Origin of the sequence: Plantibacter sp. H53, from assembly GCF_001650455.1 — a bacterium.
Classification (GTDB): domain Bacteria; phylum Actinomycetota; class Actinomycetes; order Actinomycetales; family Microbacteriaceae; genus Plantibacter; species Plantibacter flavus_A.
The window spans coordinates 72,003-97,011 of the sequence record NZ_LWCT01000005.1 but is presented as its reverse complement, the minus strand read 5'-3'; the positions used below and the strand labels follow the sequence as shown (position 1 = coordinate 97,011).

24 protein-coding genes and 1 pseudogene are annotated in these 25,009 nt (G+C 70.0%); 18 read left to right on the top strand and 7 right to left on the bottom strand.

Going from position 1 to position 25,009, the window contains the following annotated elements; all coding sequences use genetic code 11:
• The first annotated feature begins 205 nt into the window (after window positions 1–205).
• Window positions 206–580 carry an FKBP-type peptidyl-prolyl cis-trans isomerase gene (locus A4X17_RS04555; RefSeq protein WP_064294480.1) on the top strand — a complete coding sequence of 125 codons (375 nt, stop codon included), beginning with the start codon at window positions 206–208 and terminating at the stop codon, window positions 578–580.
• Between the two features lie 88 nt (window positions 581–668).
• Entirely contained in the window at window positions 669–1,199 is a 531-nt protein-coding gene (locus A4X17_RS04550; protein WP_064294479.1) for an adenine phosphoribosyltransferase, read from the top strand.
• Between the two features lie 3 nt (window positions 1,200–1,202).
• Here A4X17_RS04550 and A4X17_RS04545 read toward each other — a convergent pair whose 3' ends face one another.
• Window positions 1,203–2,519 (bottom strand): MFS transporter, encoded by a 1,317-nt coding sequence (locus A4X17_RS04545; RefSeq protein ID WP_197479017.1) that lies wholly within the window; start codon window positions 2,517–2,519, stop codon window positions 1,203–1,205.
• Window positions 2,520–2,670: 151 nt separating this feature from the next.
• Between A4X17_RS04545 and A4X17_RS04540 the strand changes: the two genes are divergently transcribed.
• On the top strand, window positions 2,671–3,102 hold the full coding sequence (locus A4X17_RS04540; RefSeq protein ID WP_064294478.1) for a pyrimidine dimer DNA glycosylase/endonuclease V: 432 nt from the start codon (window positions 2,671–2,673) through the stop codon (window positions 3,100–3,102).
• 83 nt (window positions 3,103–3,185) lie between these two features.
• Window positions 3,186–3,467: a YdeI/OmpD-associated family protein gene (locus A4X17_RS04535; RefSeq protein WP_082915908.1), complete on the top strand. Its 282-nt coding sequence runs from the start codon at window positions 3,186–3,188 to the stop codon at window positions 3,465–3,467.
• A 36-nt stretch (window positions 3,468–3,503) separates the two neighbouring features.
• Here A4X17_RS04535 and A4X17_RS04530 read toward each other — a convergent pair whose 3' ends face one another.
• Window positions 3,504–4,145: a hypothetical protein gene (locus A4X17_RS04530; protein ID WP_064294476.1), complete on the bottom strand. Its 642-nt coding sequence runs from the start codon at window positions 4,143–4,145 to the stop codon at window positions 3,504–3,506.
• A 168-nt stretch (window positions 4,146–4,313) separates the two neighbouring features.
• Here A4X17_RS04530 and A4X17_RS04525 point away from each other — a divergent pair, with 168 nt between their 5' ends.
• Window positions 4,314–5,354, top strand: coding sequence for an LLM class flavin-dependent oxidoreductase (locus A4X17_RS04525; protein WP_064294475.1), 1,041 nt, complete (start codon window positions 4,314–4,316; stop codon window positions 5,352–5,354).
• Window positions 5,355–5,387: 33 nt separating this feature from the next.
• On the opposite strand, the gene A4X17_RS04520 is transcribed toward A4X17_RS04525, so the two are convergent.
• Together A4X17_RS04520 and A4X17_RS04515 are read right to left on the bottom strand one after the other, a co-directional pair.
• Window positions 5,388–5,660, bottom strand: a complete 273-nt coding sequence (locus A4X17_RS04520; protein WP_064294474.1) for a protealysin inhibitor emfourin — start codon at window positions 5,658–5,660, stop codon at window positions 5,388–5,390.
• Window positions 5,661–5,701: 41 nt separating this feature from the next.
• A complete protein-coding gene (locus A4X17_RS04515; protein WP_064294473.1) occupies window positions 5,702–6,811 on the bottom strand; it encodes a M4 family metallopeptidase in 1,110 nt (369 codons plus the stop codon).
• Window positions 6,812–6,962: 151 nt separating this feature from the next.
• Between A4X17_RS04515 and A4X17_RS04510 the strand changes: the two genes are divergently transcribed.
• From A4X17_RS04510 to A4X17_RS04490, 5 genes are all read left to right on the top strand, one after another.
• Window positions 6,963–8,126 (top strand): LLM class flavin-dependent oxidoreductase, encoded by a 1,164-nt coding sequence (locus A4X17_RS04510; RefSeq protein WP_064294472.1) that lies wholly within the window; start codon window positions 6,963–6,965, stop codon window positions 8,124–8,126.
• Entirely contained in the window at window positions 8,123–8,752 is a 630-nt protein-coding gene (locus A4X17_RS04505; protein WP_064294471.1) for an FMN reductase, read from the top strand. Before A4X17_RS04510 ends, A4X17_RS04505 begins: the two co-directional genes overlap by 4 nt.
• A gap of 91 nt (window positions 8,753–8,843) precedes the next feature.
• Window positions 8,844–9,689 (top strand): hypothetical protein, encoded by an 846-nt coding sequence (locus A4X17_RS04500; protein WP_157583336.1) that lies wholly within the window; start codon window positions 8,844–8,846, stop codon window positions 9,687–9,689.
• A gap of 102 nt (window positions 9,690–9,791) precedes the next feature.
• Complete coding sequence (gene rpsO / locus A4X17_RS04495; protein WP_056012204.1) at window positions 9,792–10,061, top strand: 30S ribosomal protein S15; 270 nt, start codon at window positions 9,792–9,794, stop codon at window positions 10,059–10,061.
• A 250-nt stretch (window positions 10,062–10,311) separates the two neighbouring features.
• Window positions 10,312–11,799, top strand: a complete 1,488-nt coding sequence (locus tag A4X17_RS04490; RefSeq protein ID WP_064294469.1) for an amino acid permease — start codon at window positions 10,312–10,314, stop codon at window positions 11,797–11,799.
• Window positions 11,800–11,943: 144 nt separating this feature from the next.
• Here A4X17_RS04490 and A4X17_RS18845 read toward each other — a convergent pair.
• Window positions 11,944–12,429, bottom strand: a pseudogene (locus tag A4X17_RS18845) (DedA family protein); the annotation flags it as partial.
• Window positions 12,430–12,546: 117 nt separating this feature from the next.
• Here A4X17_RS18845 and A4X17_RS04485 point away from each other — a divergent pair.
• Window positions 12,547–13,467 (top strand): NADP-dependent oxidoreductase, encoded by a 921-nt coding sequence (locus tag A4X17_RS04485; RefSeq protein ID WP_064294468.1) that lies wholly within the window; start codon window positions 12,547–12,549, stop codon window positions 13,465–13,467.
• Here A4X17_RS04485 and A4X17_RS04480 read toward each other — a convergent pair.
• Window positions 13,457–14,569, bottom strand: a complete 1,113-nt coding sequence (locus A4X17_RS04480; RefSeq protein WP_064294521.1) for an acyltransferase family protein — start codon at window positions 14,567–14,569, stop codon at window positions 13,457–13,459. The genes A4X17_RS04485 and A4X17_RS04480 overlap by 11 nt on opposite strands.
• A 117-nt stretch (window positions 14,570–14,686) precedes the next feature.
• Between A4X17_RS04480 and A4X17_RS04475 the strand changes: the two genes are divergently transcribed.
• From A4X17_RS04475 to A4X17_RS04450, 6 genes are all read left to right on the top strand, one after another.
• Window positions 14,687–15,769 carry an FUSC family protein gene (locus tag A4X17_RS04475; RefSeq protein WP_064294467.1) on the top strand — a complete coding sequence of 361 codons (1,083 nt, stop codon included), beginning with the start codon at window positions 14,687–14,689 and terminating at the stop codon, window positions 15,767–15,769.
• A 301-nt stretch (window positions 15,770–16,070) separates the two neighbouring features.
• The gene (locus A4X17_RS04470) at window positions 16,071–18,362 is read left to right on the top strand and encodes a polyribonucleotide nucleotidyltransferase (protein ID WP_064294466.1); all 2,292 of its coding nucleotides are present in this window, start codon (window positions 16,071–16,073) and stop codon (window positions 18,360–18,362) included.
• Between the two features lie 255 nt (window positions 18,363–18,617).
• Window positions 18,618–19,766 (top strand): pyruvate dehydrogenase (acetyl-transferring) E1 component subunit alpha, encoded by a 1,149-nt coding sequence (pdhA, locus tag A4X17_RS04465; RefSeq protein ID WP_064294465.1) that lies wholly within the window; start codon window positions 18,618–18,620, stop codon window positions 19,764–19,766.
• On the top strand, window positions 19,763–20,809 hold the full coding sequence (locus A4X17_RS04460; protein WP_064294464.1) for an alpha-ketoacid dehydrogenase subunit beta: 1,047 nt from the start codon (window positions 19,763–19,765) through the stop codon (window positions 20,807–20,809). Before pdhA ends, A4X17_RS04460 begins: the two co-directional genes overlap by 4 nt.
• Window positions 20,806–22,149 carry a dihydrolipoamide acetyltransferase family protein gene (locus A4X17_RS04455; RefSeq protein ID WP_064294463.1) on the top strand — a complete coding sequence of 448 codons (1,344 nt, stop codon included), beginning with the start codon at window positions 20,806–20,808 and terminating at the stop codon, window positions 22,147–22,149. Before A4X17_RS04460 ends, A4X17_RS04455 begins: the two co-directional genes overlap by 4 nt.
• A 118-nt stretch (window positions 22,150–22,267) precedes the next feature.
• The gene (locus tag A4X17_RS04450; RefSeq protein ID WP_064294462.1) at window positions 22,268–22,645 is read left to right on the top strand and encodes a VOC family protein; all 378 of its coding nucleotides are present in this window, start codon (window positions 22,268–22,270) and stop codon (window positions 22,643–22,645) included.
• A gap of 15 nt (window positions 22,646–22,660) precedes the next feature.
• On the opposite strand, the gene A4X17_RS04445 is transcribed toward A4X17_RS04450, so the two are convergent.
• A complete protein-coding gene (locus A4X17_RS04445; protein ID WP_064294461.1) occupies window positions 22,661–23,293 on the bottom strand; it encodes a TetR/AcrR family transcriptional regulator in 633 nt (210 codons plus the stop codon).
• A gap of 105 nt (window positions 23,294–23,398) precedes the next feature.
• Here A4X17_RS04445 and A4X17_RS04440 point away from each other — a divergent pair, with 105 nt between their 5' ends.
• Window positions 23,399–25,006 carry a carboxyl transferase domain-containing protein gene (locus A4X17_RS04440; protein WP_231884287.1) on the top strand — a complete coding sequence of 536 codons (1,608 nt, stop codon included), beginning with the start codon at window positions 23,399–23,401 and terminating at the stop codon, window positions 25,004–25,006.
• The last annotated feature ends 3 nt before the right edge of the window (window positions 25,007–25,009 follow it).

Here is a 25,009-nt window from a genome sequence, read left to right as displayed (position 1 = left end):
CATCGCCCGGTGCTGCGGCACTGCCTGCGAGTCGCCCGGGCGATGAGTTGGTCTGTCCATCCAGCATGCACCCGGGTGCCACGGCCCGCAACCCCAAAGTACCGGGTGCAGCGCCACGACCACCCCACCCGACGTCGGGGCGAGAGCGTCACGCGCTCAGCGAAATCCGCGTGAACCGATCGGGCGGAACTGCTTGGATGGACTCATGACCGATTCAGCACGCACCAAGCCCGAGGTCGACGCCCCCACGGGCCCGGCCCCCACCGAACTCGTCATCGAGGACATCTTCCTCGGCGAGGGCGACGAGGCCCAGGCCTCCTCGACCGTCGACGTCCACTACCTCGGCGTCGGCTACGACTCCGGCGAGGAGTTCGACTCCTCCTGGAGCCGCGGGCAGTCCATCAACTTCCCGCTGCGCAACCTCATCCAGGGCTGGCAGCACGGCATCCCCGGCATGAAGGTCGGCGGCCGTCGCAAGCTCACGGTCCCACCGGAGCTCGCCTACGGCCCGGCCGGCAGTGGCCACCAGCTCTCGGGCCAGACGCTCGTCTTCGTGATCGACCTCCTGGGCGTCAAGTAATCATCCGCAGGTCACCCCTCGTCTCCCTCGACCGACGCGTCGCGGAGGCGAGGGGTGTCGCATGTCTCCCAGACCGAACGAGGACCGCATGACCACCGCAACCCAGTACGTCGACCGCTTGACGGCGACCATTCCAGATTTCCCGACGCCCGGCATCCTGTTCCGCGACCTCACGCCGGTCTTCGCCGACGCCGACGCCTTCCGCGCGATCATCGACGAGCTGGCGTCGCGCTTCGAGGGGCGCTTCGACGCCGTCGCCGGTGTCGAAGCCCGTGGGTTCCTGCTGGCCGCGGCGGTCGCGTACGCGACCCACACGCGACTCGTCCCCATCCGTAAGGCGGGCAAGCTGCCGGGTGAGGTGCTCCGCGAGGACTACGGCCTGGAGTACGGCGCCGCCGCCCTGGAGCTGCGCACCGAGCAGCTGCCGGCCGGGACGCGCGTGCTCATCCTCGACGACGTGCTCGCGACGGGCGGCAGCTGCGGTGCGGCGATCAACCTCATCGAGCGCGCCGGGTACGAGGTGGCAGGGCTCGGACTGGTGCTCGAGCTCGAGGGACTGCCCGGCCGAGCCTCGCTCAGCGGTCGCGACGTCTTCTCGATCGCCACGGCCCCCGCCTAGGCACTACGGGGTCGGCGTCCGCGCGTCGTAGCGGCGGAAGGCCCCCTGGACGCGGACGAGGGTCCAGACGAGCACGACGACCAGGAGTCCGCCGGCGAGCGCCGGTACCCAGAGCGCGAAGGCCGAAGCCGCGAGACCGATGTAGAGGTCGCCGACGCGGGGTCCGCCGGTCACGACGACGGTGAAGACGCCCTGCAACCGGCCTCGGACGGCATCGGGCACGGCCGCCTGGAGGATCGTCATCCGGAAGATCGAGCTGATGTTGTCGGCTGCTCCGGCGACGGCGAGTGCGATCGCCGCGATCACGATGGCGGGCAGGTTCGCGTCGGCGGCATCGTGCGTCGCCGTTCCGGAGCACGTGACCCACGCGAGGACCGCGCCGAAGGAGGCGATGGCGAGCCCGTAGACGATGATGGCCCGCTCGATGGCGCGGCCCTGACGGTCGATCCGGCCGAGTCGTCCGGAGACGAGGCTCGACAGCAGGGTGCCGACCGCGCCGGCCGCGGTCAGGACCCCGACGGTGATCGCCCCGCCGCCGAGCAACAGGGTGCCGACGGCAGGGTAGAGCACCCGCGGGTTGCCGAACGTCATCGCGACGATGTCGACGATGAAGGTCATCCGGACGTTGGGGGCCGTCCGGAGGAAGGTCCAGCCGTCGACCAGGCTCGCGAGGCCCGGAAGTCGACTGACGCCGCCTTCGGGCAGGATCTTCGGCAGCGACGCGATTCCGAGGAAGGCGGCGACGAACAGCACGACGTCGATCGTGTAGGTCCAGCGGAATCCGACGCCGGCCACGAGGACGCCTGCGAGTGCTGGTCCGACCGTCACCATGACCCCCGCGGCGATGCCGGACAACGCCGCGGCGGACGGTAGGAGGCGGGCCGGCAGCAGCCGGGGGAGGATCGCCTGCCGCGTCGTCCCGACGATGGTCGTCGACACGGCGTTGATCGTCGTGAGGAGGTACAGCGGCCAGACCACCTCAGAGCCGCTCCAGGCGAGCACCGCGATGATCGCCGTGGACACCCACGTGACCACGGCGGCCGTCAGGGCGACCGTGCGTCGGTCGAACGCGTCTGCGAGCATGCCGCCGTAGAGCCCGAAGCAGATCATCGGGATGAGGGCGATGACGCCCACGAGCGAGACGGCGAACGTCGACGCGGTGAGGTCGTAGACCTGGAGGCCGACGGCGACGATGGTCATCTGGCCGCCGATCCCGGTGATCGCCCCGCCGATCCACAGGCGGGCGAAGGCGGGACTCTCCCGGAGCGGACTCAGATCGACGAGGAGCCCGCGACGGCCGGATCCGGGTGCAGCGCTCACCGGGGCATCGGGCGACGGGATGTGGCGCGCTCAGACATGCACCTCAGCCTACGCGCGTCGCGGCAGGGCTCCACGGCGAGGGTCATGCGCTCCGGCGAGGGGCAGGGGCTGCCCGGAGTCGGTTGTCAGCGCCCTCGGGCAGGATGGAGACATGCGTCTCTGGTCGATCCATCCCCGGTACTTCGACGCCCAGGCGCTGACGTCGTCCTGGCGTGAAGGGCTGATCGCCCAGCGGGTCCTGCAGGAGCCAGGATCGAGCCTCCGTGCACACCCGCAGCTCCAGCGCTTCCTTGAGGCCGACGAACCGTTGGAGGCGATCGCGGCCTATCTCAACGGTGTCGCCGACGAGGCGCAGGAGCGCGACATCGTCTTCGACCGCGCGCGGGTCGTCGCCTCCGGCGTCCTCCGGGACCCCCTCGTCGTGACCGACGGTCAGCTCGACTACGAATGGGGCAACCTGCGGCGGCACCTGCTCGGACGCAGCCCGGACGTCGCGTCCCGGTGGGCGAAGGTCTGGCGACCGCAGCCGCACCCGGTGTTCGTCGTCGTCGGCGGTGGCGTCGCCTCGTGGGAACTCGCCTGATCGCCTGAAGGCTCAGGGGCCGGCCGAGATCGGTCAGGACCGAGCTGCTCGACGGCTGCCGCCCGACCCACTACCGTTGCCGCATGGGCAGACACGCTGATGTGGGAGCCGCGCCGCTCTCGGCGACCGGCACGGTGGTGCGGCTGCGGCCGGACCTCGAGGAGGCGATCGACGACGCCGGTCGATTGTCGTTCTTCCGCGGCCTGCCGAACAGCGCACAGCGGGAACTCGCGACGTGGGTGGAGCGAGCCGACGACGCGCACCGGGATGCACGGATCGAAGCGGTCATCGAGTTGCTCGCCCAGCGGGCCGTGGAGCTCCGGACGGCCGCTCCGGCGCGAACCGCGGGTGGTCAGCGGCGCTGACGGACGCATGGTGCCGCGACCGGGCGTCGGCAGGGCTCAGAACCCGAAGTCGCCGCCGCCACCGAAGTCGCCGCCGCCTCCGAAGTCCCCGAATCCACCGTCACCCCAGCCACCGCCGTCGGCGGACGTGTCGGCTGCGGAGGCGTCGGTCGTCCCGCCGTCTCCTGCCCCGGCCTCGGCACCACCCTGATCGGCGCCGGCATCGGCTGCTGCATCGGTTCCGACGGTGTCCGGAATGAACGCCTGCGCGATGGCCGAACCGACCACGACCCCGGCGATGGTGCCGAGCATCGAGCTGGCCAGCATCCCCCCGAAGCCCATCCCGCCGCCCTGCGGACCGAGGTTCCGCTCGAGGGTCCCGGGCTGCCGCACTTCGGCCCGGGTGGCCGAACGCGCGAGGGCCTTGGGGGAGTCGTCGGCCGGTGCCTCACCGGTCGGAGCGCCCTCCGACAGCTGTCGGTACAAGATGCCTCGCTGCTCGGGGGTGAGCTTCGTGAAGGCCTCTTCGTGGACCTGTTCGATGGTCTCCGGCGGCGCGGTCCGCAGGAGGTAGCGGTACCGTTCGACGGCGATCTCGTCCTCCGTCCGCGCACTGGTCGGGGCGGGGCTCCCACCACCCGTCGCCTGGACAGGTCCATCGGACTCAGGGCGTCCGAGCAGTCGATCGAGGAATCCCATGCTGTGCTCCTTTACGGTCGCGGGCGTCCAGCGTACGCGTCAGGTGTGGCATCCGGCTTGGATCGCCCTGGGAATCCACTGCGGTGGCCGAGGCGGAATATGTCGCGCCGTCCGAGCGCTGCACCCTGATGCGTCTGTCGCCGTTCGGCAGCGCGACGAAAGGTGACCATGCGACTCTCGATACTGGATCTCATCCCCGTCCGCACCGACCAGGACACCGCGGCTGCCCTTGCAGCGACGATCGCCCTGGCGAAGCGCGCCGACGAGCTGGGGTACCACCGGTATTGGGTGGCCGAGCACCACAACATGCCGTCCGTCGCATCGACGAACCCCGCGGTCGTCATCGGCATCCTGGCCGCCGCCACGCAGCGGATCCGGGTCGGCTCCGGCGGCGTGATGCTCCCGAACCACGCTCCGCTCGTCGTCGCCGAGCAGTTCGCGCTCCTCGAGGCCTCCGCGCCCGGCCGCATCGATCTCGGCCTCGGCCGGGCACCGGGCAGCGACCCGGTCATCTCCGCCGTGCTCCGCCAGTCCGGCAACACGAGCGACGTCGACCGGTTCCCGAACAACGTGCAGGACATCGTCGCCCTCCTCGGGGTCGACGGCGCGAGCGTGCGGATGACCTCCGGCGAGGAGTACGCCCTGCGGGGAACGCCGAAGGCCGGCAGCGTGCCGGACGTGTGGTTGCTCGGATCGAGCGACTACTCGGCGGCGCTCGCCGCGGCACTCGGACTGCCCTACGTCTTCGCGCACCACTTCTCCGGCCAGGGGACGGCGCGGGCCCTCGAGCTCTACCGGTCCAGTTTCCAGCCGTCCGCACATCTCGACGCGCCGCGCACCTTCCTGACCGCGAACGCCGTGGTCGCCGACACGGCCGCCGAGGCTGAAGCGTTGGCGCTCCCCAACCTGCAGCAGATGGCGAGACTGCGCTCCGGCAAGCCGCTCGGACCCATCGCGACCGTCGAAGAGGCTGCCGCCACCGAGCAGAGCGATCTCGAGCTCGGCTTCGTCGAGCAGATGCGCGCTGCCTGGATCATCGGCGACGCCGACCAGGCTGCGGCGGAGCTGCAGGGTCTCGCCGACCGCTTCGGTGTCGACGAGGTCATGGTGTCACCCGTCGGGTCGGCACGGGAGGGCACGCCGTCGAACTCGGCGCCCGCGCGTGAGCGGACGATCGAACTGCTGGCGGAGCGCTTCCCGCAGCACTGACGCCGTCGGGATCATGCGACCGGCGAGGAATCGTCAGTCCCGTGGTGGCTGGACGGCGCGCACCCGTTCGACGAGTTCCTGCCAGGGACCGGTGAGCTGCTGCTCGCCGAGGGTGGCCTCCTTGGGGGCGCATCGGATGCGGTAGACGTACCGATCCGGGACCGGTGGTCCTTGTGGGGTGTCGTCCCACGGGAGGCGGTCGAGCAGGACAATCCATCGGTCGACGTCGGGCTGCTCGTCGACGACGACCTCCCACCGTCGGGTGAGACCGGCTACACCGCCGCTCCTCGTCACCGTGACCTTCATGCCGCGATGCTACTCCGCGAGCCCGGGCGCTGCCACGACGCTCAGGCGGACGGCTCGATACCGACGAGTGCCCACGCCTGCCCGACCGCGATGTGCTCCTCCGAGTCCACACCGAACCTGGCGGAGGCCGCCGCGATCGTCGCCGCGGCGAAGGTCGCGAAGTCGGCGCGCTCCGACAGACCGCCGACGAGGGCGTCGTACCAGATGAGCCCCGCGCGCTCCCAGGCATTGCCGCCGAGGGCGACGGCGAGCGTCGCGAACGCCCGGTTGGGGATGCCGGAGTTGAGGTGGACGCCTCCGTTGTCGTCGGTCGTCTCGATGTAGTCGTCGAAGTGCGCCGGCTGCGGGTCCTTGCCGAGGACGTCGTCGTCGTAGGCCGTGCCCGGGGCGAGCATGGAACGCAGAGCGTTGCCCTCGACCTCGTCCGTGAAGAGGCCTTCGCCGATGAGCCAGGACGCCGATGCCGCGTCCTCGCCGCGCGCGTGTTGTTCGACGAGGGCGCCGAAGACATCGGACACGTGTTCGTTGAGCGCTCCGGGCTGCCCCTCGTAGACGAGGTTCGCCGTGTACTGCGTCACCCCGTGGGCCAGCTCGTGGCCGATGACGCTGAGGGAGCTTGTGAAGCTGCGGAAGACCTCCCCGTCGCCATCGCCGAAGACCATCTGCTCGCCGTTCCAGAACGCGTTGTCGTAGTCGTCGCCGTAGTGCACCGTGGCGAGCAGGGGCAGCCCGCGGCCGTCGATGGAGTCGCGTGCGAAGGCTTCGGCGAAGAGGGCGTGGGTGTCGCCGAGGCCGTCGTAGGCGGCGGAGACCGCAGTGTCGGCGGTGGCGGGCTCGCCTTCCGAGCGGACGAGCGTGCCCGGGAGGGTCTCGGTCCCCTCGGCGTCGTGGATGCTGCGCTCCGGGGTGCCGACCGGACGCTTGCCGGCCGTCGCGCCGCGTACGGGATCGGCGGCCCGCTCCGACCCGGGCTCGGGGAAGCGGTATGGTCGCGTGGCGAGCAGCGAGTACCGCGCGGCACTGGCGGCGCGAGCGAGCTGCGGAGCGTCGAGTCCGGCGATGCGCTCGAGCAACCAGGGCGGGACGATGCCGCACACGTGTCGAGAGGCGGGTGTCGGCGTGCTGGACGAAGGGTTCGGTGAGCCGTTCATGCGGTGATCCTGCCATAGCCCGCCGACACGGCGTCCGGCTCGCGCGGCGCGCTGTGGACAGGATGCCGAACGGGCCGGGAATAGCGCGGGTATGAACGCCGTTGTCCTTGATATCCATGCAAATGCATGAAAGAACGAGTGGGAGCGCACGATGCAATTCGGAATCTTCACGGTGGGGGATGTCACCACCGACCCGACCACCGGGATCACGCCCACCGAGCACGAGCGCATCGAGGCGATGGTCGCGATCGCCGTGAAGGCGGAGGAGGTCGGTCTCGACGTCTTCGCGACCGGCGAGCACCACAACCCGCCCTTCGTCCCGTCGAGTCCCACGACCATGCTCGGCTACATCGCTGCGAAGACCACGGACCTCATCCTCTCGACGAGCACGACGCTCATCACCACGAACGACCCGGTGAAGATCGCCGAGGACTACGCCATGCTGCAGCACCTGGCCGGCGGCCGGGTCGACCTCATCATGGGCCGTGGCAACACGGGGCCCGTCTACCCCTGGTTCGGCAAGGACATCCGCGAGGGCATTAACCTCGCCATCGAGAACTACGCGTTGCTCCACCGCCTGTGGCGAGAGGACTACGTCGACTGGCAGGGCCAGTTCCGCACCCCGCTGCAGGGCTTCCAGTCCACACCGCGACCGCTCGACGGCGTGCCGCCCTTCGTGTGGCACGGCTCCATCCGGAGCCCCGAGATCGCCGAGCAGGCGGCCTACTACGGCGACGGCTTCTTCGCGAACAACATCTTCTGGCCGAAGGAGCACTACATGCGCCTCATCCAGCTGTACCGTCAGCGGTTCGAGCACTACGGACACGGCACGGCCGCGCAGGCGATCGTCGGACTCGGCGGTCAGGCGTTCATGGCGAAGAACTCGCAGGACGCCGTCGCCCAGTTCCGGCCGTACTTCGACAACGCCCCGGTCTACGGTCACGGGCCGACGCTCGAGGACTTCACCGAGCAGACGCCGCTCACCGTCGGCAGCCCGCAGCAGGTCATCGACCGGTACGCCGGGATGCGCGAACACTTCGGCGACTACCAGCGTCAGCTGTTCCTCATGGATCACGCCGGGCTCCCGCTCGCGACGGTGCTCGACCAGCTCGAGATCCTCGGCGGCGAGGTCGTGCCGGTGCTGCGCAAGGAGTTCGCGAAGGACCGTCCGGCCGACGTCCCGGAGGCGCCGACGCACGCGTCGATGGTCGCAGCCGCTGAGGCGGAACTCGCTTCGCGCTCCGGTGCGGTCGAGACGAGCCGGGTCGCATCCGGTTCGGCGTTCGGCGCGGCGGCGGTCGGGGCGACCCGATGACCGCGAAGCGCACGCTCGCCGTCGTGTCGGCCGGCCTCAGCCAGCCGTCGTCGACGCGCCTCCTCGCCGACCGCCTCCGCGACGCCACCGTGGCTCACCTCGAGCAGGACGGCTATGACGTCGAGACGACGTCGATCGAGCTGCGCGACCTGGCTCAGGACATCACGAACAACCTGCTGACCGGGTTCCCCAGTCCACGGTTGTCCGAGGCGATCGAAGCCATGACCGGCGCAGACGGCGTCATCGCCGTGACGCCGATCTTCTCCTCCAGCTACTCCGGCTTGTTCAAGTCGTTCTTCGACGTGGTGGAGCCGACCGCTCTGACCGGCGTGCCCATCTTCCTCGGTGCGACGGGTGGGTCGGCCAGACACTCGCTCGCCCTCGAATACGCCGTGCGTCCCCTGTTCGCCTACCTGCGGACGGTGACCGTGCCGACCGCCGTGTTCGCGGCCTCCGAGGACTGGGGGACGGGCGACGCGCAGGTCGGCGCACTGCCGGCGCGGATCGACCGTGCGGCCGGTGAGTTGAGTGCCCTTGTGGCGGCCTCGGACCGTTCCGGGCGCCTGGAGGACCCGTTCGAGCTCGACCGCCCGTTCTCCGAGCTGCTCGGTGGTCTCGGGGCCTGATCGGACGACTCCGCCCGACCGCCCCGATGTGGGCGGGGACCGCCGGGTGCGGTCCCCGCCTCCGTCGTTCCCAGGCTCGGCGCCCCGGACTTTGGGATACTGGTGGCGTGCGTCGCCGTCCGGCGTCGCCGGAGGGAGTGGTGGCCAGGTGATCCCCGGAGCGCGTCGACTCGGTCCGCTGCTGCAGCGTGCCGCTCGTGCCGCGGCGCTCGCCGTGGTGGCGGTGTCGCTCGGCGCCGGATCCGTCGTCCTGCCGCTCGCCGCATCCGCTCCCGCGTCGGCCGCCGGCACCGGCACGATCGAGAGCCCGACCGACGGCGACACCGTCTACCGCGTCGACTACACCCTGGACGGCGAGCAGGTGAGCGGATTCGACGTCACCGGCACCGCCGACGCGGGTGCCGACGTCGTGCTGTCCTACTGGCGCTCGATCGACCTCTACGACTCGGCGAAGGCCTGCTTCAGCAGCTCGACGGCAGACGACGCCTCGTGCGACCTGCAGTCCACCGGCGGGACGGGGGCGACCGAGTTCCGCTTCGACGGGCAGCCGATCGAGATCGGCAGCGACGGCGGATGGTCCACCAGGATCAACATGACCCAGTGGCTTCGCGGAGCGGACGCGGGGGAGTACGACATCACCCTCGCCCTCGTGTCGACGAACGCCGACGGCGGGGCCACGCTCGGCGACCCGGTCCGGCTCGTCTACGATTCCACGACGACGGCCGAGGCGGCGGAGGCCGCGGCCGAGCCTGCGCCGAGCGCCGGTGCCGGACCTCCGCTCTGGGTCTGGCTACTCCTCGCCTTCCTGGTTCTGGACCTCATCGCGCTCGCCCTCATCCTCGTGCTGCGTCGTCGGCGCCGGGTCGCAGCCACCGAGGCGGAGGAGCGGGCGAACGCGAAGCGGCGCTCGACGCACCGCGAACCTCCTTCGCTCTGAACCTGCTAGAATCACAAGGTTGCCGTCGAACGGCCGCGGATCAAGAGAGCCCACGCATCAGGCGACGGGCACCGCGCAACGAACAGAGAGGGGATCACCACTATGGCGCTTGAAGGAGACCGTAAGAAGGCGATCATCGAAGAGTACGCAACCCACCCAGGTGACACCGGATCCCCCGAGGTCCAGGTGGCGGTCATGACCCGCCGCATCAAGGACCTCACCGAGCACCTCAAGGAGCACAAGCACGACCACCACTCGCGTCGTGGTCTGCTGCTCCTGGTCGGACAGCGTCGCCGCCTCCTCGGCTACCTCCAGGCCGTCGACATCGAGCGCTACCGCTCGCTGATCGAGCGCCTCGGACTCCGCCGCTAGGCAAGCAGCTCTGAACCCTCCGGCGACTCACCGGACCCACGGTCCCTGAGCCTGTCGAAGGGCGCTGACACCGCGAGCTTCTTCGTGACGGGCCGTCATCCATTCGGATGACGGCCCGTTCGTGTTCCACCGGGAACCCCACAGCTGCAGAAAAACTCGTCCGTGACTCGACCAGGGGGCCCGCATCTGGCAAGGTCGAGAGTCGGCTTCGCGCGAGGCCACGAAGTACCGCACCACGGCAAGGAGCACCATGAGCATCTGGCGGACGAAGAGCATCGAGGACTCCCTCGCGGATTCCAGCGTCGAAGGGCGCAGCCTGAAGCGCACGCTCGGCACCTGGGACCTCATGATCATGGGTGTCGCGGTCGCGGTCGGCGCGGGCATCTTCTCCGTCGGAGCCAAGGCCGCGGGCAACTACGCGGGCCCGTCCGTGTCGCTCGCCTTCATCCTCGCGGCCGTCACCTGTGCCCTCGCCATCATGTGCTACGCGGAGTTCGCCTCCACGGTGCCCGTCGCCGGCTCCGCCTACACCTTCACCTACGCCACCCTCGGTGAGCTCCTCGCGTGGATCATCGGATGGGACCTCATCCTGGAGATGCTCACGGCGGCCGCCGTCATCGCCAAGTACTGGGGCATCTACCTCAGCAACGTCTTCCTGCTCTGGGGCTGGGACGTGCCGAGCGAGCTCGACGTCTTCGGGCTCAAGGTCAGCTGGGGCGCGTTCGTCATCGTCGCGATCTTCACCACCCTGCTCGTCCTCGGGACGAAGCTGTCCTCGCGTGTCGCGAGTGTCTTCACGATCATCAAGGTCGCGATCGTCATCTTCGTCATCGTCGTCGGCGCCTTCTTCGTCAAGGCGGCGAACTACACGCCGTTCATCCCCGACGAGGTCCCGACGAAGGGTGGGGCGTCCGACGCCTGGTCGCAGTCGCTGTTCTCCTTCATGACGGGGGCCGCGCCCGCGCAGTACGGCGTCTTCGGTCTGCTCGCCGGTGCCTCACTCGTCTTCTTCGCCTTCATCGGGTTCGACGTCGTCGCCACGAGCGCGGAGGAGGTCGAGAACCCGCAGCGCAACCTGCCGCGCGGCATCTTCGGTGGCCTCGCCATCGTGACCGTCCTCTACGTCGGCGTGAGCCTCGTCCTCACCGGCATGGTGCCGTACACGACCCTCGCCGAGGCTGAGGACCCCTCGCTCGCGACGGCGTTCATCGCGGTCGGCGCGGACTGGGCCGCGCAGGTGATCTCGATCGGCATCCTCGCCGGCCTGACGACCGTCATCATGGTGCTCCTGCTCGGCCTCGCCCGCGTGGTCTTCGCCATGAGCCGCGACGGCCTGCTCCCGCGCTCACTCAGTGTCACCTCCGAGAAGCGCAAGACACCTGTGCGGGTGCAGCTCATCGTCGGCGCGCTCGTCGCACTGATCGCCGGCCTGACCGACGTGGGCATCCTCGAGGAGATGATCAACATCGGCACGCTCTCCGCGTTCGTGCTCGTCAGCATCGCCGTGATCGTGCTGCGGAAGAAGTACCCCAAGCTGCCGCGCGCGTTCCGCGTCCCGTGGTCGCCGTTCCTCCCGATCCTCTCAGCGGTGCTCTGCGTCTGGCTCATGCTCAACCTGACGACGCTCACCTGGGTGCGGTTCCTCGTCTGGCTGGCGCTCGGCTTCATCATCTACTTCGCGTACAGCCGCCGGCACTCCATCGTCGGCAAGAAGGCGCGGGGCGAGCTCGTCGAGTGAGGCCCGTGTCCGTCGCCGTCGTGCGGACAGGGCGGCGCTGATCCGGTCGACGGCCACGCCCAGGCCGACCGCGACGACGATCGACACGGCGGTCGCGAGTACCGGCTGATCCGGGAGGAACCGGCCGACGACGGCTCCGACGCCCACGTTCCACAGTGCCCAGGCGAGCCCTGCGAGGACGGTGATCGGGAGGTACCGACGTGGTCGGAGGCCACTCGCACCGGCGACGAGGTTGACCGCGATGCGTGCGAACGGGATGTAGCGCGCGGTGAGGATGGCTGCAGCGGCGCGGTGCTCGAGCGCGACGCCCGCACGTCCGATCGCGGCCGTGACCCGCGGGCGCCGCATCCAGGCGAACCGTGTGGTCCCGATCCGCCGACCGAGGAGGTAGCAGGACACGTCGCCGGTCACGGCGCCCGCCCAGGCCACGCCGATGAGGAGGGCGAGGTCCGGCGAGCCGCTCGACGCCGAGATCGCTCCGAGCGCCGTCACCGCGGTCTCGCTCGGCAGGACGACCAGGAAGGCGTCGGCGACCGTCAGCAGGTACAGCGCAGGGAACACCCAGCCCGACGCGGCGATCTCGAGCAACCACGCCGTGATCGCCGTCTGCAGCTCATCGACCCATGCCATGCCCGTGATTCTCGCTCGGCCGGGTGAACGGCGCGTGACGTCCGCTGCGGCCAGGGTGGTCCTCGCCCGGGAAGCGTGTGAGCATGGAGGTCGGCGGAAGCCGGCGGAGGAGGCATCATGGCGAGGTTCGTGCGGTTCGACCGGTTCGGTGGCCCCGAGGTGTTCCACCTCGTCGAGGGCGACATCCCGGTGCCCGGCCACGACGAGGTCCGAGTCCGTGTCCTCGTCGCAGGGCTCAACCCCGTCGACCACAAGCTCGCGTCATCACCCGAAGCGCTCGCCTCCTTCGGACGGGACGTGCCGAGCGGGAACGGCAACGACTTCGCCGGGGTGGTGGACGGCGTGGGGAGCGGTGTCCAGGGATTCACGACGGGCGACCACGTGTACGGCGGACACCGGTTCCACGCGCAGGCGGACTTCCTCATCGCTCCGGCCGGCATCCTCCACCACGTGCCGGACGGGCTCACCATCGAGCAGGCCGGCGCCCTCGACATCGCGGGACGCGCGGCGATCGCATCGGTGGCCGCCGTCGGCGTCCAGCAGTCGGACACGGTGCTCGTGAGTGCTGCGGCCGGCGGGGTCGGCGTGCTCGCGGCGCAGCTCGCCAGGCGGACGGGCGCGGTCGTGCTCGGCACCGCCGGTGCGGCCAACCAGGAGTTCCTCCGCGGTCTCGGCATCATCCCCGTCCAGTACGGCGACGGCCTGCGCGAGCGTGTCCTCGAGGCGGCCCCCGGCGGGATCACCGCCGTCATCGACACGCACGGCCGGCCGACCCTCGAGCTGGCGCGCGATCTCGGCGTCGCGCCGGAGCGGGTCAACACGATCGCGGACCGACCGTTCGCCGCCGAGCACGGGTTCCGCGGCGTCGGCGGACAGGACGCGACGCTCGACGAGCTGGCCGCGCTCGGCGAGTCGATCGCGCGGGGTGAGATCGTCCTCCCGATCGACAGCGTGTGGCCCATCGAGCGGGTCGTCGACGCCTACCGCCACCTCATCGACGGTCACGTCCGCGGTAAGGTCGTCCTCGTCACCTCGTGACGTCGCGGCGGGATCCGGTCGGGTCGCTTCGCGGGGGCTCCGGGTCGAAGGCCCGCTTGCGACTGAAGATGAACGCCGCGTGGGGTTCGATGAGCGGTCTCGTGATGCGGCGCACGGGTCCGCTGGAGAGCACGATGACGATCAGGACCGACAGCACCAGCAGGCCGACGAGCACGAGGTCCGGGTTGCCCGTGTCGGTGAGGACGCCCGATTCTCGCAGGGGGTAGAGCACGAAGGAGTGCAGCAGGTAGACGTACATCGTCGACTGGCCGTACCGGGTGATCCAGGACTGGCCGCGGGGGACGAGCACGAAGAACGCCGCGGTGAGGACGACGGCCAGCAGGATCGCCGCGAGTCGCACCAGGCCGCCCGTCCCGTCCTCGTTGCCGAGCGCCGTGTACCCCCGGTCGTAGAAGAACCAGTAGCGCAGGTCGATGCGTCGCCACAGGTCGATCCCGACGACGAGGACGACCGCCCACGCGATGAGGACGGCGGCGGCGGCGATCCGGATCCACCAGGCCCTCGTGCGGACGAGACGCCAGCGGTCCACGAGCCGCCACCGGTTGATCTGCCATCCGAGCACGAAGAACGGGAGGATCCCGAGTGCGCGCGAGAGCGAGAACGTGCTGTCGACGTTGTCGAGGTAGCCGACGCCGATCGAGATCACCACGCTCCAGAGCAGTGGCCAGCGCAGGAGCGCGAGATAGGGCAGGACGAGGCGGAAGATGCCGAGCGCGAGGAGGAACCAGAGGGTCCACGACGGTTGGGTCGGGTTGAACGCGCGTTTGCCCTCGACGAGGAACTGCACGAGGGACCAGATCCCCTCCATGATCAGGTAGGGCAGGAGGATGTCCGTGATCACCCGACGCATCTGTCGTCGTCCGGGAGGGGCCGACTTCGAGAAGTACCCGCTGATGATCGCGAACGCCGGCATGTGGAAGGCGTAGAGGAACAGGTACACGACGAGCGCGGGGTCGGACTCGGAGGTCAGGCGCTGGATCGCGTGGCCCATGACCACGAGCGTGATGCACGCGAAACGGGCGTTGTCCCAGAACGGGACGCGCTGCTTCGGGCGAGCGGCTGCCGGCGCGGGATGCGTCAACGTCACCTCCTGGGGTCCGCACCAGCGTAGCCCGGGGTGGCCCACGCGACGACGGGGCCCGGGCACCGGGCTCAGGATGGCGTAGCGTTGGATGGTTGCACGAGAGCGGAGGACCGGATGGCTGAACGCGGTCTGAAGACCTCGCTGATCAGCTTCGCGCCATCGCCCAAGCGCTGGCCGGCCGCCCTCACTGCCGCGATAGCGATGGCCGTGCCGGTCGCGGTCGCGACGTTCTTCGGACTCACGCCGCTCGGCCTGCTCACCGGCCTCGGGGCGTTCACCGCGCTCTACTGCGCGCCGCTCAGCCGCCGGGACCGTCTGCGGGTGCTGCCGCTCATCGGAGCAGGGCTCGTCACGGCCGCGGCGCTGGGTGTCGCGATGTCGGGTTCTCGGCCGCTGACCGCGGCCGGTCTCATCGTCGTCGGGTCGGTGGTGATCTGGCTGGTGCAGGGCATCGTCCTCGGCCCTCCGGGCGCGCTGTTCTTCATCCTCGTGTTCGGCATCGCCGGCCATCTGACCGCGCCCGTCCCGATCGGCGGCGCCGGGCTCGACGGCGGACTGGTCATCCTGCTCGTGGCGGCCGGTTCCGCCGTCGCCTTCCTGGTGGTCGTCGCGCCGTTGCTCGTGCCGGCGGTCCGCCGCGGCGCGGGGAAGCCGACGCCGATGCGCGTGCTGTTCCCCGAGTACCGGCTGAGCGCGACCGACCGCCGGATCGCGACACGCCTCACCGTCGCGCTCGCGATCAGCACGGTCCTCGGAGCGGTCCTCGGCCTCGGTCACGGGTACTGGATCGCCGGGTCCGCCGTCGCGATCCTCAGCGTCGGGCACTCGCGCACCCTGAGCGCGACACGCGGCGTGCACCGCGTACTCGGGACGGTCGTCGGCGCCGGGATCTTCCTCGCCGTGGCCTCGCTCCAGCCGCACGGCTACGTCCTCGCCCTCGTGCTGGCCGCCCTGCAGTTCACGATCGAGCTCGTCGTCATCCGGCACTACGCGTTGGCGCTCGTCTTCATCACGCCGCTCGTGCTCATCATCAGCACGCCCTCGTCGAAGCAGCCGGTGCTCGCGATCGTGGGGGAGCGGGTGCTCGACACCCTCCTCGGAGCGGCTGTCGCGATGCTCCTCTTGCTCGTGTCCTGGGGGCGCGATCGCCGCCGCGCGGCGTCTCCGGCCGCTCCCGGCACCCCGCCCATCACCTGAGGATCCGTGTCGTTCCGGGGATCGCCGAACCCCCCTCTGCTAGGCTGGCCGACGGCGGACCGTGATGGTCCGCTCCGCGCACAGCCAGCCGACAGGAAGCTGGTCCTCGGTGGTGTATCCCTCGCGATCCGCGGGTGGTGTTCTACTGGTGGCCAGCCAAGTCCCGGAAGACCGGGCGGCTTGAGCAAGTACTGCGGCTGTGTTGCGCGCTGCATCATGCACGACCGCGCTCGACGGCGCGTCCATTCGGGACGCGCGGCCCGTCACTCGACGGGAGCGCACACGTACGAAGGAGAGACCTGTGGAAGGTCCAGAAATCAAGTTCGCCGAGGCCGTTCTCGACAACGGCAAGTTCGGCAAGCGCACGGTCCGGTTCGAAGCAGGCCGCCTCGCGCAGCAGGCACAGGGCGCGATCGCCGCGTACCTCGACGAGGAGACCATGCTCCTCTCGGCCACCTCGGCGGGAAAGCACCCGAAGGACAACTTCGACTTCTTCCCCCTCACGGTGGACGTCGAGGAGCGCTCCTACGCCGCCGGCAAGATCCCCGGTTCGTTCTTCCGTCGTGAGGGTCGCCCCTCGACCGAGGCGATCCTCGTCTGCCGCCTCATCGACCGGCCGCTGCGCCCGTCGTTCGTCACCGGCCTCCGCAACGAGGTCCAGATCGTCATCACCGTCCTCTCGATCGCTCCGGGTGAGTTCTACGACGCCCTCGCGATCAACGCGGCGTCGATGTCCACCCAGATCTCGGGTCTGCCGTTCTCCGGTCCGATCGGCGCCGTCCGTCTCGCGCTGATCCCCGGCCAGGCCGGCGAGGCCGACCAGTGGGTCGCCTTCCCGAAGGTCGACCAGCTCGAGGAGGCCGTCTTCGACATCATCGTCGCCGGTCGCATCGTGACCGACGCCAACGGCAACGAAGACGTCGCGATCATGATGGTCGAGGCCGAGGCCACCGAGAACAGCTGGAACCTCATCAAGGGCGGCGCAACGAAGCCCGACGAGGCGGTCGTCGCGGCCGGTCTCGAGGCCTCCAAGCCGTTCCTCAAGCAGCTCGTCAAGGCGCAGAGCGAACTCGCCGCTCAGGCGGCCAAGGAGATCGCGGCCTACCCCGTGTTCCTCCCGTACACGCAGGAGAGCTACGACACCGTCGCCGGTCTCGCGCACGACGAACTGGTGAACGTCTACCAGATCGCCGACAAGATCGAGCGCCAGAACGCCGACGACGCCCTCAAGGACCGCGTCAAGGCGGAGGTCACCGAGCGCGTCGAGGCCGGTTCGCTCGACGCCGAGGTGCTCACGCAGTTCTCGGCAGCGTACAAGTCCGTCTCGAAGGTCGTCATGCGCGGCCGTGTCCTCCGCGAGGGCATCCGCATCGACGGCCGTGGCCTGACCGACATCCGTCCGCTCGACGCCGAGGTGCAGGTCATCCCGCGCGTCCACGGTTCCGCGATCTTCCAGCGCGGCGAGACCCAGATCCTGGGTGTCACCACGCTGAACATGCTCAAGATGGAGCAGCAGATCGACTCGCTGTCGCCCGTCACGAAGAAGCGCTACCTGCACCACTACAACTTCCCGCCCTACTCGACCGGTGAGACCGGCCGGGTCGGTTCGCCGAAGCGTCGCGAGATCGGGCACGGCTTCCTCGCCGAGCGCGCCCTCGTGCCGGTGCTGCCGAGCCGCGAGGAGTTCCCCTACGCGATCCGTCAGGTCTCCGAGGCCCTCGGGTCCAACGGTTCGACCTCGATGGGTTCCGTCTGCGCCTCGACCCTGTCGCTGCTGAACGCCGGTGTGCCGCTCCGCGCACCCGTAGCCGGTATCGCCATGGGCCTCATCTCCGACGTCGTCGACGGTGAGACCCGCTACGCGGCGCTCACCGACATCCTCGGCGCCGAAGACGCCCTGGGCGACATGGACTTCAAGGTCGCCGGTACCTCCGAGTTCGTCACGGCAATCCAGCTCGACACGAAGCTCGACGGCATCCCGACCTCGGTCCTGACCGGTGCGCTCCAGCAGGCCAAGGACGCCCGCACGACGATCCTCTCCGTGCTGAACGCGGCGATCGACGCTCCCGACGAGATGGCGCCGACCGCGCCTCGCGTCATCAGCGTCCAGATCCCCGTCGACAAGATCGGCGAGCTGATCGGCCCGAAGGGCAAGACGATCAACTCGATCCAGGACGAGACCGGCGCCGACATCTCCATCGAGGAGGACGGCACCGTCTACATCGGCGCCGTCGACGGCCCGTCGGCCGAGGCCGCTCGTGCCCAGGTCAACGCGATCGCGAACCCCACCAACCCGGAGGTCGGCGAGCAGTTCCTCGGAACCGTCGTCAAGATCGCCGCGTTCGGCGCGTTCGTCTCGTTGCTCCCGGGCAAGGACGGCCTGCTGCACATCTCCGAGGTCCGCAAGCTCGCCGGTGGCAAGCGTGTGGAGAACGTCGAAGACGTGCTCGGCGTCGGCCAGAAGATCCTCGTCGAGATCACGAAGATCGACGACCGCGGCAAGCTCTCGCTCGCTCCGGTCGTCGCCGATGAGGCCGACACGCACGGCAGCGACGCTGCCAGCGAGGGCCCTGAGGCCCCGGCCGAAGGCTAGATCTCGGTCGAACGGTCGTTTGCTCGGGAGGGGACTCCAGAGCAGGCCCCGGCCGAAGGCTAAGCCGCAGGCTGCACCCGAACGCCCGTCCCGCTTCCGCGGGGCGGGCGTTCGCCGTTGCGCGGAGTGTCGACGGTTGAGCGCCAGGGTGATCCGGCGTAGCCTCGGACCACCTCGCGACGACGCGAGGGCACGGCATCGCTCACGAGGCACCGCCGTGAGGTCACCGAACTCAAGGCGGCGTGCATCGTGTCGATGGAGACTCACACCCAATTCCCGCAGGATTCCGACGAGCGGGGCGGTGATGCACGCGAACCGGTCCCGGTCGACCACGGGTGCGTCCAGCTCCTCGATCCGGACGGCGTCCGCCAGGAGGACGCCCTGTACGACCTCTTCGTCGCCGACCTCGGTCACGCCGAGTTGCTCGCGCTCTACGAGGACATGGTCGTCACGCGACGCATCGACACGGAGGCGACCGCCTTGCAACGGCAGGGCGAGATCGGTCTGTGGCCGCCGTCGCTCGGGCAGGAGGCCGCCCAGGTGGGGTCGGCGCGGGTCCTGCGGCGCGGGGACTTCGTCTTCACGAGCTACCGCGAACAGGCCGTCGCGTACTGCCGTGGCGTCGAACTCGACCAGCTGATGGCGATGTGGCGGGGGACCGCGCTGTCGGGCTGGGACCCGTTCGCGGTCGGCATGGCGACGCCGGCGGTCATCATCGGTGCCCAGACGCTCCATGCGACGGGCTACGCGATGGGCTGTCAGCGCGACGAGTCCGACGCGGTGGCCGTGGCCTACTTCGGCGACGGCGCGACGAGTCAGGGCGACGTGAACGAGGCGCTGGTGCTGGCCGCGAGCTTCCAGGCGCCCGTGGTCTTCTTCTGCCAGAACAACCAGTACGCGATCTCCGAGCCCGTCGGGCTGCAGGCTCAGCGCCCGATCGCGGACCGGGCACCGGGCTTCGGGGTGCCGAGCATGCGGGTCGACGGCAACGACGTGCTCGCCGTGACGGCGGCGATGCGGATCGCCGTCGACCGCGCACGGTCCGGTGGTGGGCCGACCTTCATCGAGGCCGTCACCTACCGCATGGGGCCGCACACCACCTCGGACGATCCGACGCGGTACCGGGACGAGAGCGAGGTCGCGTCGTGGCGTGCGAAGGATCCGATCGCCCGGCTCGAGCGTCTGCTGGAGTCCGAGGGGGCCCTCGACGAGACGGCCCGAGCCCACGTCGCGTCCGTCGCCGACGCCGCGGCCGCCCGGGTCCGTGCGGGGTGCCTCGCCTTGCCTGCCCCTGACCCGCTCTCGCTCTTCGACGAGGTCTACGCCACCGCCCACCCCGGGCTCGAACGGCAACGCGAGGAGTACCGCTCGTACCTCGCGATGTTCGACGGTGGTGCCCGATGACCACGCTCACCCTCAGCAAGGCGATCAACGCCGGACTGCACCACGCCCTCGCCGATGACGACCGGGTCCTGTTGCTCGGCGAGGACATCGGCCGACTCGGCGGGGTGTTCAGGGTGACCGACGGTCTGCAGGCGGAGTTCGGTGCCGATCGCGTCGTCGACATGCCGCTGGCGGAGTCCGCGATCATCGGAGCGGCGATCGGTCTGGCGTTCCGAGGCTTCCGCCCGGTGTGTGAGATCCAGTTCGACGGGTTCATCTATCCGGGCTTCGACCAGATCGTCGCGCAGTTGGCAAAGCTGCACTACCGGACGAAGGGTGCCGTGCGGATGCCGGTCACCATCCGCGTGCCGTACGGCGGGGGCATCGGCGCCGTCGAGCACCACTCCGAGTCTCCGGAGGCGTACTTCGCGCACACGGCGGGACTGCGCGTGGTGACGTGCTCCGACCCCCAGGACGCGCACACGATGATCCGTCAGGCGATCGCGTGCGACGACCCGGTGCTGTTCTTCGAACCGAAGCGGCGGTACTGGACGAAGGGCGAGGTCCTCGACGACCTGCCCGCCGATCCGCTCGCGTTCACCCGCGCGCGGACCGTTCGCGCCGGCACGGACGCGACGTTGGTCGCCTACGGTCCGCTCGTCCAGACGGCGCTCGAGGCTGCGGAGGCTGCGGCCGACGAGGGGGTCGACCTGGAGGTGATCGATCTCCGATCCCTCGCACCTCTCGACGTCGACGCGGTCGCCGCCTCGGTCGAGAAGACCGGGCGACTCGTCATCACGCACGAGGCGCAGCGTTCCGGCGGCATCGGCGCCGAGTTGGCGGCCTCGATCACCGAACGCTGCTTCGACCTCCTCGAAGAGGCTCCGGTGCGGGTGACGGGGTTCGACACGCCCTATCCCGCGTCGGCGCTCGAGGACCATTTCCTGCCGGACCTCGACCGGATCCTGGACGGGGTGGATAGCGCACTGGGGCGTCGGTCCTCCGCCTCGGCCGCGGGCAGGGCCGAGGCCCGGCCTGTGACCGGTGGGGAGGGACGGCGATGAAGCGGTTCTCCCTACCCGATCTCGGTGAAGGTCTGACCGAGAGCGAACTCGTGTCCTGGCGCGTCGCCGTCGGCGACCACGTCGAGCTCAACCAGGTGATCGCCGAGGTCGAGACCGCGAAGGCGCTCGTCGAACTGCCCGCGCCGACCGCCGGCGTGGTCACGAGGCTCCACGTCGAACCGGGGACGACGGTCCTCGTCGGCGAGGCGCTCGTCGATTTCGCGCCCGATGGTGAGACCGCTCCGCCCCCGTCGGTCCCCGAGGCCGACAGGGCGGAGGTCGACCTCCCGAGTGGGGCGGCGGACCGCGAGCCGGTCCTCGTCGGCTACGGCCCTCGCACGGCGAGCGGTGAACGGCCACGGCGCCGTGCGCGGTCCGTCGACGATGACACACCTGCCCCGGTGCACACCGTACCGGTGCCGGAGCGTTCCCGGCCTCGCGCGACACCACCGGTCCGGCGACTCGCCCGCGATCTGGGTGTCGACCTCGGAACGCTCGTCGGCACCGGCGTCGGTGGTCGGATCGCGCGTGAGGAGGTCGAGCGCGCTGCGACCGGCCCGAGTGGGCAGCTGCCGGAGCGTGCTCGCGGAGCGGGAGCGGCACCGGCCGGGACCCCAGCGACGCCGGCCACGGCGGCCGACGGGTCGGTGCGGCGGCCGATCACGGGGGTCAGGCGCCGCACCGCCGAGGCGATGGTGAGCAGCGCGTTCACGGCTCCCCACGTGACGGAGTTCTTGACGGTCGACGTGACGCCGACGATGTCGCTGCTCGATGCACTCGCCCGCTCGCCTCGGACCGGGGACCACCGGGTCAACATCCTGACCGTCCTCGCCAAGGCGGTGTGCATCGCCGTGAGACGCACCCCGGCGGTCAACGCGAGCTGGGACGAGGCTGCCGGGGAGATCGTCGAGTACGGCCATGTCGGACTCGGGATCGCCGCAGCGACGCCGCGGGGACTCCTCGTCCCGAACATCGCTCGGGCGGAGGAGCTCAGCCTGTTCGAACTCGCGGACGCTGTGTCGGACCTCGTCCGCACGGCCCGCGAGGGACGCACCGCTCCGGCGGAACTGCGAGGGGGGACGATCACGATCTCCAACGTCGGCGTCTTCGGCGTCGACGCGGGGACGCCCATCCTCAATCCCGGTGAGGCGGCGATCATCGCGCTCGGTGCCGTCCGTCGCCGGCCGTGGGAGTTCGAGGGGCAGGTCGCGCTGCGACACGTCGTGACGCTGTCGCTGTCGTTCGACCATCGACTCATCGACGGGGAGCAGGGGTCCCGGTTCCTCGTCGACCTCGGGACGATGCTGTCCGATCCGGCGATGGTCCTGACGATGGTGTGATCGTCGAGTCCAGGCCCTCGCGCTCACCCGCCCCGGCGGCCGTTCGGGCCTGGACGCGACGACCGCGACGTGGCATCGTGCATCGTGTACGCATCGGGAATCAGCGAGGGAGCGGCTCATGGTCACGTACACGGATGTCTTCAGCGGGTTCTCGGTCGACGACATCGACGCGGCGAGGACGTTCTACCGGGACGTCCTCGGTCTCACGGTCACCGACAACGCCATGGGATTCCTGGACGTGGCGCTGCCCGCCGGCGGGTCGGTGCTCGTCTACGGCAAGCCGGACCACACGCCGGCCTCGTTCACGGTGCTGAACCTCGTGGTCGACGACATCGACACGGCGGTCGACGAGCTGCAGGCGCGCGGTGTGGTGACGAAGCTCTACCCCGACGACGTCCTGCCGACGGACGCGAAGGGGATCATGCGCGGGAACGGCCCGGACATCGCCTGGTTCACCGATCCAGCGGGGAACGTCCTGTCCGTGCTCGTCGACTGAACCCGTCCCGCATCCTCACACGGCGAGCAGGGCGGCCAGTGCCATCCGCTCGAGCGTCGAGCGCACCGCCTCGCGGTCGGGTGTCCCGGCCTCGTTCCTGCCGCGGGAGGTGCTGTGGGACGTGGAGTTGATCAGTCCGAAACCCGCGAGCGCGCGGACCCGCAGTTCCGCCGTGGGGATCGTGGGATGCAGCGTCGTGAGGACGTCCACCCACCGCTCGACGTACCGCCGCTGGAGGGTGCGGACCGCGCGGCGGTCGTCCGGTGCCAGGCTGTCGAGGTCGTGGTCCTGGATGCGGATCACGTCGGGGTCGTCGAGGGCGAAGGCCACGTGGAAGGTGACCAGCGAACGCAGCGCCCGATCGCTGTCCGGAGCCTGCTCGACCTCGCGGGTCCCGCCGTCCAGCAGATCCTGACTGACGCCGACGAGGAGTGCTGCGAGGACGGCCTGCTTGCTCGGGAAGTGACGGTAGACGGCGGGCCCGCTCATGCCGACGGCCGTTCCGAGGTCCTCCATCGACACCCCGGCGAAGCCGCGCTCGGCGAACAGTCCGGCCGCTGACCGCAGGAGGGCCGAGCGACGTGCCGCTTTCGCCTCCGAGCGCCCGAGGTGCGGTGGGTTCGGGGACGGTGTGTCACGACCGGTCATCGGATCTCCTCGGGGTGGACTTTTTCAGTTAATGAACTGTAACCTCTCTTTCAGTGAGTGGTGAGTAACTGAATGCACTCACGGTCGACGACGACAGGAGCCCGAGTGCCCACCCTCACGAGCGGTGCCGATCCCACCTCAGCCCGATTCCGCGAGCAGGAGGCTGCGCAGCGGGCGCTCGTGACGGTGCTCGAGCAGACGATGGCGACCGCGGCCCTGGGCGGACCGGAAGCGTCGCGGGTGCGGCACGTCGCCCGGGGGAAGCTGCTGCCACGCGATCGGGTCGACCGCCTGCTCGACGAGGGGAGCCCCTTCCTGGAGATCGCGCCCTTGGCCGCACACGGCATGTACGACGACGCGACCCCCGGCGCCGGGGTCATCGCCGGGATCGGCCTCGTCCACGGACGACACGTGCTCGTCGTGTCGAACGACGCGACCGCGAAGGGTGGCTCGTACTTCCCGATGACGGTGAAGAAGCACCTCCGGGCCCAGGAGATCGCGGCCGCGAACCGGCTGCCCTGCCTGTACCTCGTCGATTCCGGGGGAGCGAACCTCCCGACGCAGGACGAGGTCTTCCCGGATCGGGACCACTTCGGCCGGATCTTCTTCAACCAGGCCAGGATGTCGGCGGCCGGCATCCCGCAACTCGCGGCCGTGCTCGGGTCCTGCACCGCCGGCGGCGCGTACGTCCCCGCCATGAGCGACGAGAACGTCATCGTGCGTGGCCAGGGCACGATCTTCCTGGGCGGTCCACCCCTCGTGAAGGCCGCGATCGGCGAGGTCGTGACGCCGGAGCAGCTCGGCGGCGGCGAGCTCCACGCCCGGGTGTCGGGGGTCACCGACCATCTCGCCGACGACGACGCGCACGCGCTCGACATCCTCCGGGATGCGGTCGCGACGCTGCCGGCGCCCCACCCGCGCGCGTGGGAGGTGCATCCGAGCGTGCCGCCGGTCGTCCCGGAGGCGGAGCTGTACGGCGTCGTGCCGGCGGAGCTGCAGACGGCCTACGACGTCCGTGAGGTGATCGCGCGGCTCGTTGACGGCAGTGACTTCTCGGAGTTCAAGCGCGAGTACGGCGACACCCTCGTGACCGGGTTCGCCAGGCTGCACGGGCACTTGGTCGGCATCATCGCGAACAACGGCGTCCTCTTCAGCGAGTCGGCCCTGAAGGGCGCCCACTTCATCGAGCTCGCCGACCAGCGCGGCATCCCGTTGCTGTTCCTCCAGAACATCTCGGGCTTCATGGTCGGCAGTGACGCCGAGGCCGGAGGCATCGCCAAGCACGGCGCGAAGATGGTCACCGCGGTCGCCACCACCCGGGTGCCGAAGCTGACGGTCGTGATCGGCGGTTCGTTCGGCGCCGGCAACTACTCCATGTGCGGCCGGGCCTACGACCCCCGCTTCCTCTGGATGTGGCCGGGCGCGCGCATCTCCGTCATGGGGGGACAGCAGGCGGCGAGTGTCCTCGCGACCGTCAAGCGCGACCAGCTCGAGGCTCGCGGTGAGGCGTGGACCGCCCAGGCGGAGGATGACTTCCGGGCGCCGATCCTCGCCGACTTCGAGGAGCAGGGCAACCCGTACTACTCGACCGCGCGGCTCTGGGACGACGGCATCATCGATCCCGCCCGGACCCGCACGGTCCTCGGACTCGCGCTCGAGGTGTGCTCCCGCGCGCCCCTGCCGGAACCCGGCTTCGGCCTCTTCAGGATGTGACGG